Below are 13,842 nucleotides of genomic sequence, written 5' to 3' on the forward strand. Positions count from 1 at the left end.
GGAGCCGAGCGTGCCCGCGCCGGTTGCGGCCGTGTCGGAGCCGAGCGTGCCCGCGCCGGTTGCGGCCGTGTCGGAGCCGAGCGTGCCCGCGCCGGTTGCGGCCGTGTCGGAGCCGAGCGTGCCCGCGCCGGTCGCCCCCGCGCCCCCGCCGCGCCTGGTCGTGCCCGAGCTGCGCCCCGCGCCCGAGCCGATCGCGGCTGTTCCTGAGCCCGACCCTGCCGACGGTCCCGAGGTGACCCCGTCCGACGCTCTCGAAACGGGCACGCCCTCCTTCCTCAGCGGCCCAGCCGACCCCACCCCGGCATCGAGCGCGCCGGCTCCGAGCGCGCCGGCTCCGAGCGCGCCGGCTCCGAGCGCGCCGGGATCGAGCGTGACCGTGGCTCACGCGTTCCCACCGGCGGCCGTCGCCCCGGTGCCGGAGTTGTCCGTACCCGTTGGGCCGGCACGGAAGCGGCGGTGGCCGCTCTGGACCGCGCTCGGGCTCGCGCTCGGCCTGGTGGCGGGCGCGGTGCCCGGCGTACTCCTGCGAGGGCTGGCGCCGGACGCGGCCGGGCGGCCGGCGGCGGGCTCGGCCGAACGGGGGACGGCCGCCGAGCGGCAGCTCGCCGAGCGGATGGTCGGGCAGCTCGACCGGCAGGCCGCCGCGCTGCTCGGCGGCGACCGCACCGCCTTCCTCGCGGTCGCGGAGCCGGCCGCCCGGCCGGCGCTGACCAAGCGGTACGCGGCGCTGCGGGCGCTCCGGGTCACCGTGTGGCGGCCCGCCGCCGACGGTGTGCCGGTGGCCGTCGACGGGCGGCCCGGGGAGTGGCGGCTGACCGTGACGGTGGGCTACTGCTTCGTGGTGCCGGGTTGCGCGCCGAGCACGACCGGGCTGGGCACCCGGTGGCGGCTGGTCGGGGAGCAGCCGCGGCTGCTCGCGGTCGAGCCGTCCCGGACCGACCCGACCGGGGTACGCCCCTGGGCGGTGAACGACCTGACCGTGGCGGTCGGGAAGCGTGCGCTGGTGGCCACCACGCCGGCCCAGCGGGCCAAGCTGCCCGGCCTGCTCGCCCAGGCCGAGGCCGCCGCCCGGGTCGCCGACCGGTACGCGGTCGGCCCGCCGCCGGACCGGTATCTGGTCTACTACGCCGGCAGGGCCGAGTGGCAACGCTGGTACGGCGGTGGCCGGCCGAAGTGGACCGCGGGGTACGCGGTCGGTGTCGGCGGTGGACGCCACGACGTCGTGCTCAACGCGCAGAGCCTCGCCCCGGGCAGCGTCGACGACCTGCTCCGGCACGAGCTGACCCACGCCGCCTCGTTGCCCGACCAGGGCTACGCGGACCACGCGGACTGGTGGCTGGTGGAGGGGCTGGCCGAGTACGCCGGCACCGACGGCCAGCCGGTGGACCGCTACGAGGGGCTGGCCGAGGTGCGCAAGCTGGTCCGCGGCGACTGGGCCGGCCGGCTCGACACGGTGGCCCCGGCCGACGACGCCACCGACGACCGGGTCGGTGGCGCCTACGGCGTCGGCTACCTGGCGGTGCGGCACCTGGTCGACCGGTACGGCGAGCAGCGGGTGCTGGACTTCTTCCGGGCCGTGGTGCACCAGCGCCGGTCCCCGGCCGAGGCCGCCGACGAGGTGTTCGGCGACCCGTGGTCGATGCTGCACGACGACTGCGTCGCCTACGTCCGGTCGGCCGTCGGCTGAGCGACCCGTGACCCGGGCGGCGTGGACGCCGACGGCGTCGACGCCGGTCGACGGGTCGTAGCATGGGCCGGGTGGCCCGCACTCCCTCGCCGCGGCTGCGCGCAGCCACGCGGCCCCGCCTGCTCACCGCCCTCCTCGCCGCCGTCGCGCTGACCGGCACCACGGCCGCCAGCTGCGGCGACGACGCCCCGGCGGTCACCGTCGCCCCGGTCGGCCGCGCACCGGTCACCGAGGTCGTCGACGCGCCGGCCACGGTGACCGCGCGGGCCGCGGCGACCCTCACCGCCCCCGCCGACGGCACCCTGGCCGGCCTGCGCGTCCAACCCGGACAGCGGGTCGCGAAGGGGCAGGTGCTCGCGGTGATCGACTCACCGTCCGCGCGGGACCGCCTGGCACAGGCGCGCGACGCGCTGCGCGCGGCGAAGCGGGCCGGTCGCGGCGTGGGCGTCGGCGACCTGGGCGGCAACCGTCGCGGCACCGACCGGGCCGCCGACGAGGCGTTCGCCGCCGCCCGGGCCGCCGCCGGCAAGGTCGGCGACCCGCAGGCACGCGCCGCGTTGCTGCTCCAGGTCGAGTCGGCGCAGCGGCAGTACGCGTCGGCCGCCCGCGCCGCCGACCGCGCGGTCACCGCCGTGCAGCGCGGCGTGGCCGGCCTGAACAGCGCCGTCGGCGCGCTGTCGGCGGCGCAGCGCCTCCAGGCCCAGCAGGCGTACGACCTGGCGAAGGCGACGGTCGACGCGTTGACGCTGCGCGCCCCGATCGCCGGCGTGGTGCAGCCGGGCGGCACCCGGGCGGCGGCGTCGACCGACCTGGCCGGGCTGTTCGGCGCGGCCGGCGGCGGGGTGCCGCCCGGCCTCGACCCGTCGGCGTTGGGCGGGACCGGCTCGGGCGGACCGCCGGCCGGGGTCGACGACGCCGTGCCGGCCGGTGGCCGGGTCACCGCCGGCACGCCGGTGCTCACCGTGGTGGACACCGGCCGGCTCGGCCTGCTCGCCGAGGTGGACGAGACCGACGTGCTGCTGGTCCGCGCCGGGGTGCCCGCCTCGGTGGAGCTGGACGCGGTGACCGGCGCGACGTACGACGCGACCGTGCGCTCGGTCGACGTGCTGCCCACCAGTTCGGCCCGGGGCGGGGTCACCTACCGGGTCCGGCTCGACCTGGGCGCGGGCCGGCTCGGCGAGGCGGAGGCCGCCCCGGCGCCCCGCCCCGGCATGAACGCCGTGGTCCGGCTCCGGGTGCGGGAGGCGGCCGACGCGGTGGCCGTGCCGGCCTCGGCGGTCTTCTCCGCCGACGGGCGGGACGCGGTCTGGGTGCTGCGCGACGGCCGGGCGGACCGGGTGCCGGTGACGGTCGGCGTGCAGGGGCAGGACCTGGTGCAGATCGTCGACGGGGTACGGGCCGGCGACCGGGTCGTGGTGCGCGGCGCCGACCGGGTCCGCGACGGCCAGGAACTGCCGTGACCGTCGCCGCGATCGAGGCGGTCGACGTATCCCGCACGTACGAGTTGGACGGGGTGTCGGTGTCCGCGCTGCGCGGGGTGTCGCTCACCATCGACCAGGGCGAGTACGTGGCGGTGATCGGCCCCTCCGGTTCGGGCAAGTCCACGCTGATGCACCTGCTCGGCGGGCTGGACCGGCCCAGCGGCGGCCGGCTGGTGATCGGCGGCCGGGACGTGGCCTCGCTGACCGCCCCGGAGCTGGCGACGTTGCGCAACGAGACCATCGGCTTCGTCTTCCAGGCGTTCCACCTGCTGGCCCGGACGTCCGCCGTGGACAACGTCGCGCTGCCGCTGGTCTACCGGGGCGTCGGGGCGCGGCAGCGGCGGGAGCGGGCGGCGGCGATGCTCGGCCGGGTCGGGCTGGAGCACCGCCTGCACCACCGGCCCAACCAGCTCTCCGGTGGGGAGCAGCAGCGGGTGGCGATCGCCCGGGCACTGGTCACCGAACCGGCGGTGCTGCTCGCCGACGAGCCCACCGGCAACCTGGACAGCGTGACCGGCGAGGCGGTGCTGGAGCTGCTGGAACGGCTGAACGCCGAGTCCGGGGTGGCGTTGGTGATGGTGACGCACGACCAGGAGGTGGCGGCCCGCGCACGTCGGCGGATCGCGGTCCGGGACGGGTTGATCAGGTCCGACACCCTTCATGATCGACCGGGGTCGGACCGCGCCGGCGGACCTGCGACACTGGACGCCGCTCCCAGCGCGGAGCCCCGGTCCGCGTCCGGAAGCGGCCCGGGGCACCCGTCCGGTGGCTCCGGTGGCGCCACCGGAGCCACCGGACGCCTTCCGCACGCCGCCGGGGGCGCCGGATGAGGGTGGCCGAGGCCTGGCGGGTGGCGCTCGACGCACTGCGGGCCAACCGGATGCGCAGCCTGCTGACCATGCTCGGCGTGATCATCGGGGTCGCCTCGGTGGTCATCCTGGTGGCCATCGGCACCGGCACCAAGCAGCAGGTGGAGCGGCAGGTCGAGGGGCTCGGCTCGAACCTGCTCCTGGTGGTGCCGGGGAAGATCGAGGTGGGCACCGCGCCGGTGGTGTCCCCGCTGGACCTCAAGGACGTCGACGCCGTCTCCCGGGTGGTCGGCGATCCCGGTCGGGTGGCCGTGACGGTGGCGTCCGGCGCGACGGCGCGGGCCGGCAACCGGTCCGACTTCACCACCGTGCAGGGCGTGCTGGAGACCACCCCGTCGGTGTTCACCCGGTCGCTTCAGCGGGGCCGCTACCTGACCGGGGCCGACGTGGACACCAGCCGCCGGGTGGCGGTGCTCGGCGCCTCGGTGGCCCGGGCGCTCTTCCCCGACCGGGATCCGCTCGGCCAGCAGGTCACGCTGGCCGGCGTGCGGTTCCGGGTGATCGGGGTCTTCGCCCCGCTGGGGCAGAGCCTCGGCGTGGACCGGGACGACGAGGTGCACATCCCGGTGACCGCCGCGCAGCGGCTGTGGGGCACGCAGCGGATCGACGGCATCGCGGTCAAGGCGCCCGACCGGGAGCGGATCGACCAGCTCGGCGAGCGGATCGTGGCGGAGCTGTCCCGCCGGCACCCGGACACCGAGTTCAGCGCCGTGACCCAGCAGCAGATCCTCGGCGTGCTCGGCGACATCCTGGGCGTGCTCACCGGCGTGCTGGCCGCCATCGCCGGCATCTCGCTGCTGGTCGGCGGCGTCGGCGTCTCCAACATCATGCTGGTCTCGGTGCGCGAACGGACCCGCGAGATCGGTCTGCGCAAGGCGGTCGGCGCCCGGCCCCGGGACATCGGGGTGCAGTTCCTGCTGGAGGCGGTGCTGCTCACCTCGATCGGTGGCCTGACCGGGATGGCGCTCGGCGTGGGCACCGCGCTGCTGGTGGACGCGTTCTCGCCGATCCCGGCCGCGATCACCTGGTGGTCGCTGGCGCTCGCCTTCGGGGTGTCGGCGGCGGTCGGCATCGTGTTCGGGGTGGTGCCGGCGCAGCGGGCCGGGCGGCTCGATCCGGTGGTGGCGTTGCGCGCCGAGTAGGCGTACCGGTCGCGGGAACGGGACGAGCCACCCGTCCGGGCGAAAAAGCCCTGGTGGACGCGGAGTGAGCGGCTGCCTCGCCATGATCAAAGGTGGGAAGGGATCGCGCAGGTCACAACCGTCCCGCTACCGTACTGGTTACACGCGCGTCGCTCGTCGAGGCGGAAGCACCTGCCCGGTGGCACGCGCCGGGCACGGGAATGGGTCGGTGAGCCATGGCCGGGTCGCAGTCCGACGCACGGCTGTCGGATGTCAGGTTCCTGACCGTCGCCGAGGTGGCGACGGTCATGCGGGTCTCCAAGATGACGGTCTACCGTCTCGTGCACAGCGGTGAGCTGACCGCGGTGCGGGTCGGTCGCTCGTTCCGGGTGCCCGAGCATGCCGTGCACGAATACCTCCGAGGCGCCTTCCAGGAGTCCGCCTGACCTCTCGGTCGTGCTCCGCCGAGTGCGACGAAAAGGGGCATCGACGGGGGCGCGTTGGTCCTGCTGACGCACTCCGGTTACCCTGGAGCCCGACCGAGATCGCACCCTGGTGTGCCCTGCCCACCTCGCTGGTCCGGTCCGTTGTCCGCAAGCGGGCACGGTGCCACCGTGCGGTGGTGCCTGCCGGTCCGCCCCGCACGTTGCATCGAAAGGCTGTCGTATGGGCTCGGTGGTCAAGAAGCGCCGCAAGCGCATGGCTAAGAAGAAGCACCGCAAGCTGCTGCGCAAGACCCGCGTCCAGCGTCGCCGTCTCGGCAAGTGACCGGGGCCGGGCGCTGACCCGGCACCGGCACCACTTGCCAACTGTCGACCCTCGGAGGCTCAGGTGATCAGGCCGCGGACGTCCCGGCTCGATCCTGCCTGCCGCGCAAGGCGCACGACATGACCCCCGGTGGCACCTCCGGTGCCCCGGGGGTCGTCGTCGTCACCGGGGTCGGCCGGTTCCTCGGCGCCAACGTCGCCGCCCGGCTCGCCGCCGACCCGGGCATCGAACGCGTCATCGGGATCGACACGGCCCCACCCAACCCCGAGTTGGCCGACCTGCTCTCCGACGTCGAGCTGGTCCGTCTCGACCTGGACTCGCTCGGCGGCCTCCTGATCGACCTCGACGTCGACGCCGTGGTGCACCTGGCACTGGTCACCGCCCCCGACCCGCAGCACGGCGGCCGGGCGGCGATGAAGGAACAGAACGTCATCGGCACCATGCAGCTGCTCGCCGCCTGCCAGCGCGCGCCCCGGCTGCGCCGGCTCGTGGTCCGCTCGTCGACCGCCGCGTACGGGGTGTCGTTCCGCGACCCGGCCGTCTTCACCGAGGAGACCGAGCCCCGCGAGGTGCCGCGGGGCGGGTTCGGCCGCGACATCCTCGACATCGAGGGATACGTCCGCGGTTTCCGCCGCCGCCGCCCCGACGTCACCGCGACCGTGCTGCGCTTCGCGCCGTTCCTCGGCTACACCGCCGACACCACGCTCACCCGCTACTTCTCGCAACCGCTGGTGCCGACCATCTTCGGCCGCGACCCGCGCCTGCAGTTCCTGCACATCGACGACGCGCTGACGGTGCTGCACCGCGCGGTCGCCGAGGAACACCCGGGGACCTACAACGTGGCCGGGCCGGGCGTACTGTCGCTGTCGCAGGCCATCCGCCGGGCCGGCCGGGTGGCCGTGCCGGTGCTGGAGCCGGGCCTGGCCGGGGTGGCCGCGATCGCCCGCACCCTGGGTTTCGGCCGGTACGGCTTGGACCAGGTCGACCTCTTCGTGCACGGTCGGGTGGTGGACACCACCCGGCTGGAGCGCGAGTTCGGGTTCACCCCCCGCTCGACCGCCGCCGCCTTCGACGACTTCGTCCGCGCCCACCACGGCGGGGTGGTGGTGACCCGGGATCAGCTCGCCGCCGCCGAGCAACTGGTGCTGGAGAGCATCCGCCAGGTCCGTTCGACCGTCCGGGAGCGCTCGTGAGCACCTCGCCGGAGCGCCGTGTGGCGCGGTTCGGCGTACCCCCGGCCGGGCCCGGGCCGGACGCGGAGCCGGCGCCGCGCAACGGACACCGGCCGGTCACCGCGCCGGCCGCCCGCCCGGCGGCACCGGCCGACGAACCGGGCGCCGCCGCCGACGAGCCCGCCGCGACGAAGCCGGCAGCCGACGAGCACGCCCCGAAGGCCGTCGCGAAGAAGGCGGTCGCGAAGAAGGCGGTCGCCAAGAAGGCGGTCGCCAAGAAGGCGGTCGCCAAGAAGGCGGTCGCGAAGAAGGCGGCGCCGCCCGGGCCGGCGGTGACCGACCGGCCGGGGGACCACTGGGACCGCCGCGTCGCGCAGGGGCTCGCCTTCCTGCGGCGCCGGCTCGCCGGTGACTACGAGGTGGACGAGTTCGGCTTCGACCCCGACCTCACCGACGCCGTCTTCCACCCGCTGGTCCGGCTGCTCTACCAGGACTGGTTCCGCACCGAGGTCGGCGGCATGGAGCACGTGCCGGCCGAGGGCGCCGGCCTGGTGGTCGGCAACCACTCCGGCACCGTGGCGCTGGACGCGCTGATCCTCTCCACCGCGCTGCACGACCGGCACCCGGCCCACCGCTACCTGCGACTGCTCGGCGCCGATCTGGTCTTCCGGATGCCGGTGGTCTCCGAGCTGGCCCGCAAGACCGGCGGCACGGTCGCCTGCAACCCGGACGCGGAACGTCTGCTCGGCAACGGCGAGCTGGTCGGCGTGTTCCCGGAGGGCTTCAAGGGCGTCGGCAAGCTCTACTCCGACCGCTACAAACTTCAGCGGTTCGGCCGGGGCGGCTTCGTCTCCGCCGCGCTGCGCACCGGCACGCCGATCGTGCCGGTGGCGATCGTCGGTGGCGAGGAGATCTATCCGATGCTCGCCGACATCAAGCCGCTCGCCCGGCTGCTCAAGCTGCCCTACTTCCCGGTGACGCCGACGTTCCCCTGGCTGGGTCCGCTGGGCATGGTGCCGTTGCCGAGCAAGTGGTTGATCGAGTTCTGCCCGCCGATCCCGACCGCGCACCTGCGTGACTCGGCGGACGACCCGCTTGTCGTGTTCAACCTCGCCGACCAGGTGCGGGAGACCATCCAGCAGACGCTGCACAAGCTGCTCGAACGCCGACCCGACCCGTTCGGCCCCTGACCGGCGCGGCCCGGGCCGTCCGGCGGGGCCCGCTCAGGCGCGCTGGCGACGGCGGTGCAGCGCCAGGCCGGCGGTGACCGCGCCGGCGAGCAGGCCGACGGCGGCGGTCGAGGGCACCGCGATGCGTGCGGCCCGGCGACCGGTGCGGAAGTCACGGACGTCCCAACCCCGCTCCCGGGCCCGCCGCAGCAGCGCCGGATCGGGATTGACCGCGACCGCGCGGCCCACGGCGGACAGCATCGGCAGGTCGTTGACGGAGTCGCTGTACGCCGCGCACCGGGCCAGGTCCAGCCCCTCCACCGCGGCGAGCTGGGTGACCGCCTCGGCCTTCGCCGGCCCGTGCATCAGGTCGCCGACCAGCCGGCCGGTGTAGGCGCCGTCGACCACCTCGGCCACCGTGCCGATCGCGCCGGTCAGGCCGAGCCGGGCCGCGATCACCCGGCCGATCTCCACCGGGGCGGCGCTGACCAGCCAGACCCGCTCGCCCGCGTCGAGGTGACGCTGGGCCAGCCGGCGGGTGCCGGCCCAGATGCGCGGCGCCATCAGCTCGTCGAAGATCTCCTCGGTGAGGCGCTCCACGTCGTCGATCCGCCAGCCCTGCACGAAGGCGAGCGCGGCCTCCTTCGCCTGCGACATGGTGCCCACGTGCTCGGTGGCGAGCAGCCGGAACCGGGCCTGCTGCCAGGCGAACCGGGCCAGGTCACCGGCGGTGAAGTAGTTGCGGGCGGCCAGCCCGCGGGCGAACCAGTAGATCGACGCGCCCTGCATCATCGTGTTGTCCACGTCGAAGAAGGCGGCGGCGGTCGGGTCGGGCGTGACCCTGGTCGCGGGCGCCGCCGGGGTCTCCGCCCAGCCGGCGGTGTGCCCGTGGAGGTCGGTGCTGACCGTCACCCTGCGGGACTCGGCCACGGCGACCTCCCTCCCTCGACGACCGCGTACGCGCTCCGCGTCGAGCGTATCCGGCACGCCGTGACGGTCGGGTGTCCGGCGGGAGAAGTGTGGCCGCGGGCTCAGCGGTCGCCGGGGCAGGTGCTCGGCGCGGGTCCGAGCGTGTCGCTCGCCGCCGGCGCGGGCAGCCCGCAGGCGATCGCCTCGCGCAGCGCGTCGGCGCGCCGGCCGGCCGCGTCGAGCAGCGCCAGCGAGCGGCGGGTGCGGTCCCGGTCGGCGTGGTCGGGCCGGTCGAGCAGGCCGCTGACCACCCGGCGCTGGCCGGCGAGGAAGGTGTCCACGGCGTCCAGCGCGGTCGGGTCGGAACGCTGCGCGGCCACCGTGGTGAGCAGGCGTACGCCCTGGCGGGTGTCCGCGTCCATGTCGTCCAGGACGGCGCTGAAGCCGAGCCGGTCGTGGCGGACCGAGGCGGCCTCGTCGAGCCGGGTCCGGGCGAAGTCGAGGAAGAGCTGACCACGGCTGATGTCCGAGTTGGCCAGCGCGAGCTGGGCGCGTTCGGTGGAACGCTTCATGCCGTACAGCGCGTCACCGGGCAGCGCGTTCTCGCTGGCGGCGGAGATGCCGGAGAGCGCAATGGCGCCGGCGGCCACGCCGACCAGGATCGCGCCCCGGGCCCGGGCCCGCCGGCCGGTGATGGCGGGCAGCAACGCGGCGCGGATGCCGGCGCCGGCGGTGACGCCCTCACGCTCGACGGTGGCCACGAGCATCGCCCGCAGGCCGACGCGGAACTCGGGGTCGACGTCGACGGTGGGCCGTTCGACGGTGAGCCGCCGGCCCACCTCGACGAGCGCGGTGAGCTCGCCGTCGGCCCGGGACCGGACGTGGTGTCGGCGTCCGCCGTTGGCCTCGTCGAGGAGTTGCGCGAAGCGCTCGGCTCGCCGACCGGAGAAGAGGTCGCTGTCCACCGCGGGCACCCCCTTCCGCTGGTCACGGCCGGGCGGCCGTCATCGTCACCAGCGACCTGTGGCAGCGTGTGGCCGAGGGCCGACCGGGACGGCCGACCTGACCCGCCGGACCGGGTGGCCCGGGGGACGCCGGGACAACCACTGGTCGCACCCGGAGAAACGGTTCGCGCCGGTCGCCGGTTACGGCCCGATCGGCGGCGAAATAGCCGGGTGTAGTCGGATGCCGCCGAGGGTGTCGGACACACGCCGACCACCGGCGCGTGCGCCGGTGGTGCGGACGGGACGGGACGGGTCAGCCGTGGAAGCCGTCGGGCAGCAGGCGGGCCAGGGCCCGGACCGCCCGGTACTGCAGGGCCTTGATGGCGCCCTCGTTCTTGCCCATGGAACGGGCCGTCTCCGCCACCGAGAAACCCTGCAGGAACCGGAGCACGATGCACTCCTGCTGCTCCGGGTTGAGCTGCTTCACGGCGGTGAGCAGGGCGACGTTGGTGATGTGCTCGACCACCGCCGCCTCCGGGCTGCCTTCCGGCCCGCGGTCCTCCCGGTCGGCGTCGAGGACGTCGCCGGTGGTCACCTCCAGCCGGTAGCGGCCGGACTTGAAGTGGTCGGCGACCAGGTTGCGGGCGATGGTGACCAGCCAGGCGCCCAGGTCGCGACCCTGCCAGGTGAAGCTGCCGATCCGCTTGAGCGCCCGCAGGAAGGTGTCGGAGGTGAGGTCCTCGGCGAGCTGCCGGTTGCCGACCCGGAAGTAGACGAACCGGAAGACGGTGTCGACGTACCGGTCGTAGATCAGGCCGAACGCCTCGGCCTCGCCGGCCTGCGCCCGTTCGACGAGCCCCCAGACCTCGGTGGCCGGGTCGGACGGGTCGGGGCGGCTCGGGAAGCCGGTGGCCGTGGTGTCGGCCGGCACGGCCGGAAGCACCGCGGTGTCGCCGGCGGTCACCGCCGGCAGCACCGCGGTCTCGGCGGCGGACGGCTCGGCGCTGGTCGCCGCCTCGCCCCGCCGGACCTGGGTCGGTGGGCCGGGGCGGGGCGGGGCGCCGAGCCGTCCGCCGGCCGGTTTCGCGTTGTTGCCGGGCAGCGCCGGGCGCAGGGGCGCCTCGTTGCTGTGGTGCGTGCGGCTGCGCGTCCGCCGGGCCGCCTCGCTGCGTGCCGTGAGCAGGCCGTCGACGCGTGGGGCCGGGTCGACGCGCTCGTTGAGCGGGTTCCGCTGGGTCGGGCCGGTCAGTCCGGCCGGCCGGTCCGCGTAACCGAAGGTGGTCACCGTGCCTCCCCGATCCAGGTGGACAGCGACCGCGCCGGCGCCGCGGGGCCGGGTACGACCCGGTCGGGCACGGCCGGTCCGGGACGTGCCGGCGGGCGGCAGATCCCCTTGAGGTGCTGGTCCAATGCGCTCACGGGCACGGGGGCCTCCTCGGGCTGAGGGGTGTCGACTCACGGCAAATGGGGTGAGCCGACCCGAGTGATGATAGGCCCAACGTCACCCGCGCGTGGCAAGTCCGTTACACAGAGCGGAAGTATTTCCCGTGCGGTGGCACTACCGGCGGACCCGTTGTCCGTCGCGTGTGGTTGACTTTCGCGCCGGAACCTGGTTGCGAATGGAAGTCCAGGTCGGGGCGGATTTTCTTTCCGCTCGGCGTGTCGCGGCGGTGATCCGGGCGGACCGGTTCGGTGGCTCGTCCGCCGGCCGGTGAAGATCCGGATCCCACTCTCGGGAATCCCACGTTATATCAATTGCGGTCCCGTGCGGTGGACCCCGGCCGGTCGGCGGGGCATGGTCCGGCGGACCCGGCTGTGCCAGACTCAGCCACCGTGCAGGACGCCGCCGACAGCCCTCTCCGGGCGCACCCCGGGGTGGCCGAGTCGGCCGTCCTGGAGGTGCCGCACCCGCGGACCGGCGAGACTGTCCGGGCGTACGTGGTGCGGGCCGCCGGGGCGTCGGCGGACGAACCGCTCGCCCACTGCGCGCGTAACCTGGCCCGGTTCAAGTGCCCGACCGCCGTCGAGTTCGTCGACGCCCTGCCGTACTCGGCGATCGGGAAGGTACGCAGGACCGAGCTGCGCCCGGCGCCCGTGGTGCCGTCGCCGTCGACCGAGATCCGCACGGAGGTACCCGATGTCCAGTGACCCGCGGCTCATCCTGATCACCCGGCCCGGCTGTCACCTCTGCGACGACGCGAAGGCGGCGCTCGACCGGGTGGTGGCGGTGACCGGGGACCGCTGGGTGGAGAAGGACGTGACCGGCGACGTCGAGCTGGAGCGCGACTACGGCGACCGGCTGCCGGTGGTGCTGCTCGACGGCAAGGAGCACGGCTACTGGCGGGTCGAGGAGGACCGGCTGTTGCGGGACCTGACCACCCCCCAGCTCTAGCTATGGTGCTCGGGTGACGAGGACACGGCGCCACCTGGTGTGGGACTGGAACGGAACCCTGCTCGACGACCTGGACCTGGTGGTCCGGGCCACCAACGTGGCGTTCGCCAGCGCCGGCGGTCCGGCGGTCAGCACCGACGAGCACCGGGTGCGGTTCCGCCGGCCGATCGCCGACTACTACGCCGAGATGCTCGGCCGGGCGGTCGACGCCGAGGCGTTCGGCGCGCTCGACCGGATCTTTCACGACGCGTACCGGGCCGGGCTGACCAGTTGCGCCCTGGCCGCCGACGCCACCGCCGCGATCGCCGCCTGGCCGGGCAGCCAGTCGCTGCTGTCCATGTGGTTCCACGACGAGCTGGTGCCCACCGTGCACACCTACGGCTTGACCGCGCACTTCCGCCGGGTGGACGGGCTGCGCGCCGCGGTCGGCGGCGGCCCGAAGGCGGAGTGGCTGGAGAAGCACCTGGCCGAGCTGGGGCTCGACGGCTCCGACGTGGTGCTGATCGGCGACTCGCTTGACGACGCGGACGCGGCCACCTCGGTCGGTGGCGCCGCCGTGCTCTACACCGGCGGGCTCTCCGACCCGACCCGGCTGCGGGCCAGCGGCCACCCGGTGGCCGACACCCTGACCGAGGCGGTGACCCTGGCCCGCGCCCTGCGCTGAGCCGATCCGTCAGGCGCGGAGGTGGGCCAGGACGGCCAGCACCCGGCGGTGGTGGGTGGTGGCGTCCGGGGGCAGGTCGAGCTTGGTGAAGATGTTGCGCACGTGCTTCTCGACCGCGCCGTCGCTCACCACGAGGGTGCGGGCGATGGCGGTGTTGGACCGGCCCTCGGCCATCAGCGCCAGCACCTCCCGCTCGCGCGGGGTCAGCGCCGCCAGCGGGTCGTCGCGCCGCCGCCGCACCAGCAACTGGCTGATCACCTCCGGGTCGAGGACCGTGCCGCCGCCGGCGACCCGGGCCAGCCCGTCCAGGAACTCGTCGATGGCGGCCACCCGGTCCTTGAGCAGGTAGCCGATGCCGCCACCGGCGCCGCCCGCGGTGTCCAGCAGATCGTCGGCGTACGACACCTCGACGTACTGGGACAACACCAGGATCGGCGTGCCCGGCACCCGGCGGCGGGCCTCCACCGCCGCGCGCAGCCCCTCGTCGGTGTGCGACGGCGGCATCCGGACGTCCACCACCGAGATGTCCGGCCGGTGCGCGACCACCGCCTCGACCAGGGCGTCCCCGTCGCCGACGGCCGCCACCACCTCGTGCCCGGACTCGGTCAGCAGCCGGATCAGCCCCTCCCGGAGCAGTACGGCGTCGTCCGCGATCACCACCCGCAT

General features: G+C 75.0%; 15 protein-coding genes and 1 pseudogene. 11 read left to right on the forward strand and 5 right to left on the reverse strand.

The features are described 5' to 3' along the window. Positions 1–264, reverse strand: a pseudogene (locus ACGFI2_RS23520) (hypothetical protein); the annotation flags it as partial. A gap of 106 nt (positions 265–370) precedes the next feature. Between ACGFI2_RS23520 and ACGFI2_RS23525 the strand changes: the two are divergent. From ACGFI2_RS23525 to ACGFI2_RS23560, 8 genes are all read left to right on the forward strand, one after another. After that, positions 371–1,687 (forward strand): hypothetical protein, encoded by a 1,317-nt coding sequence (locus ACGFI2_RS23525; RefSeq protein ID WP_393520702.1) that lies wholly within the window; start codon positions 371–373, stop codon positions 1,685–1,687. A gap of 62 nt (positions 1,688–1,749) precedes the next feature. Beyond that, entirely contained in the window at positions 1,750–3,147 is a 1,398-nt protein-coding gene (locus tag ACGFI2_RS23530; protein ID WP_393520704.1) for an efflux RND transporter periplasmic adaptor subunit, read from the forward strand. Continuing rightward, positions 3,144–3,998: an ABC transporter ATP-binding protein gene (locus ACGFI2_RS23535; RefSeq protein WP_393520706.1), complete on the forward strand. Its 855-nt coding sequence runs from the start codon at positions 3,144–3,146 to the stop codon at positions 3,996–3,998. Before ACGFI2_RS23530 ends, ACGFI2_RS23535 begins: the two co-directional genes overlap by 4 nt. Then, positions 3,995–5,179: an ABC transporter permease gene (locus ACGFI2_RS23540; protein ID WP_393520708.1), complete on the forward strand. Its 1,185-nt coding sequence runs from the start codon at positions 3,995–3,997 to the stop codon at positions 5,177–5,179. Before ACGFI2_RS23535 ends, ACGFI2_RS23540 begins: the two co-directional genes overlap by 4 nt. A gap of 215 nt (positions 5,180–5,394) precedes the next feature. Continuing rightward, positions 5,395–5,604: a helix-turn-helix domain-containing protein gene (locus ACGFI2_RS23545; RefSeq protein WP_013288759.1), complete on the forward strand. Its 210-nt coding sequence runs from the start codon at positions 5,395–5,397 to the stop codon at positions 5,602–5,604. Positions 5,605–5,824: 220 nt separating this feature from the next. Next, positions 5,825–5,926, forward strand: coding sequence for a 30S ribosomal protein bS22 (locus tag ACGFI2_RS23550; RefSeq protein ID WP_007465623.1), 102 nt, complete (start codon positions 5,825–5,827; stop codon positions 5,924–5,926). Positions 5,927–6,045: 119 nt separating this feature from the next. Next, complete coding sequence (locus ACGFI2_RS23555; RefSeq protein ID WP_393520710.1) at positions 6,046–7,119, forward strand: NAD-dependent epimerase/dehydratase family protein; 1,074 nt, start codon at positions 6,046–6,048, stop codon at positions 7,117–7,119. 311 nt (positions 7,120–7,430) lie between these two features. Then, positions 7,431–8,288, forward strand: coding sequence for a lysophospholipid acyltransferase family protein (locus ACGFI2_RS23560; RefSeq protein WP_393520895.1), 858 nt, complete (start codon positions 7,431–7,433; stop codon positions 8,286–8,288). A gap of 33 nt (positions 8,289–8,321) precedes the next feature. Here ACGFI2_RS23560 and ACGFI2_RS23565 read toward each other — a convergent pair whose 3' ends face one another. The 3 genes from ACGFI2_RS23565 to ACGFI2_RS23575 all read right to left on the reverse strand — a co-directional run bounded on the left by ACGFI2_RS23565 (position 8,322) and on the right by ACGFI2_RS23575 (position 11,405). Next, positions 8,322–9,254 carry an HAD family hydrolase gene (locus ACGFI2_RS23565; protein WP_393520712.1) on the reverse strand — a complete coding sequence of 311 codons (933 nt, stop codon included), beginning with the start codon at positions 9,252–9,254 and terminating at the stop codon, positions 8,322–8,324. A gap of 44 nt (positions 9,255–9,298) precedes the next feature. Then, on the reverse strand, positions 9,299–10,141 hold the full coding sequence (locus tag ACGFI2_RS23570) for a DUF5667 domain-containing protein (RefSeq protein WP_393520714.1): 843 nt from the start codon (positions 10,139–10,141) through the stop codon (positions 9,299–9,301). Between the two features lie 292 nt (positions 10,142–10,433). Then, on the reverse strand, positions 10,434–11,405 hold the full coding sequence (locus tag ACGFI2_RS23575; protein WP_393520716.1) for an ECF subfamily RNA polymerase sigma factor, BldN family: 972 nt from the start codon (positions 11,403–11,405) through the stop codon (positions 10,434–10,436). 548 nt (positions 11,406–11,953) lie between these two features. Between ACGFI2_RS23575 and ACGFI2_RS23580 the strand changes: the two genes are divergently transcribed. From ACGFI2_RS23580 to ACGFI2_RS23590, 3 genes are read left to right on the forward strand one after another with little or no spacing between them, the layout of a single operon-like run. Next, positions 11,954–12,268, forward strand: coding sequence for a hypothetical protein (locus ACGFI2_RS23580; RefSeq protein ID WP_393520718.1), 315 nt, complete (start codon positions 11,954–11,956; stop codon positions 12,266–12,268). Next, complete coding sequence (locus ACGFI2_RS23585) at positions 12,258–12,512, forward strand: glutaredoxin family protein (RefSeq protein WP_091065377.1); 255 nt, start codon at positions 12,258–12,260, stop codon at positions 12,510–12,512. The genes ACGFI2_RS23580 and ACGFI2_RS23585 overlap by 11 nt, the downstream gene beginning before the upstream one ends. Before the next feature lie 13 nt (positions 12,513–12,525). Next, a complete protein-coding gene (locus ACGFI2_RS23590) occupies positions 12,526–13,176 on the forward strand; it encodes an HAD family hydrolase (protein ID WP_393520721.1) in 651 nt (216 codons plus the stop codon). A gap of 9 nt (positions 13,177–13,185) precedes the next feature. On the opposite strand, the gene ACGFI2_RS23595 is transcribed toward ACGFI2_RS23590, so the two are convergent. Further along, positions 13,186–13,842: a response regulator gene (locus ACGFI2_RS23595; protein ID WP_393520897.1), complete on the reverse strand. Its 657-nt coding sequence runs from the start codon at positions 13,840–13,842 to the stop codon at positions 13,186–13,188.

The sequence above is a fragment of the Micromonospora sp. NPDC049282 genome (assembly GCF_043197045.1).
GTDB lineage: Bacteria > Actinomycetota > Actinomycetes > Mycobacteriales > Micromonosporaceae > Micromonospora.

Excerpts from the sequence above, each read along its gene's own strand:
- ACGFI2_RS23585 (WP_091065377.1), top strand. The coding sequence starts at position 12,258 with ATGTCCAGTGACCCGCGGCTCATCCTGATCACCCGGCCCGGCTGTCAC.
- ACGFI2_RS23545 (WP_013288759.1), top strand. The coding sequence starts at position 5,395 with ATGGCCGGGTCGCAGTCCGACGCACGGCTGTCGGATGTCAGGTTCCTG.
- ACGFI2_RS23550 (WP_007465623.1), top strand. The coding sequence starts at position 5,825 with ATGGGCTCGGTGGTCAAGAAGCGCCGCAAGCGCATGGCTAAGAAGAAG.
- ACGFI2_RS23540 (WP_393520708.1), top strand. The coding sequence starts at position 3,995 with ATGAGGGTGGCCGAGGCCTGGCGGGTGGCGCTCGACGCACTGCGGGCC.
- ACGFI2_RS23530 (WP_393520704.1), top strand. The coding sequence starts at position 1,750 with ATGGGCCGGGTGGCCCGCACTCCCTCGCCGCGGCTGCGCGCAGCCACG.
- ACGFI2_RS23595 (WP_393520897.1), bottom strand. The coding sequence starts at position 13,842 with ATGCGGGTGGTGATCGCGGACGACGCCGTACTGCTCCGGGAGGGGCTG.
- ACGFI2_RS23555 (WP_393520710.1), top strand. The coding sequence starts at position 6,046 with ATGACCCCCGGTGGCACCTCCGGTGCCCCGGGGGTCGTCGTCGTCACC.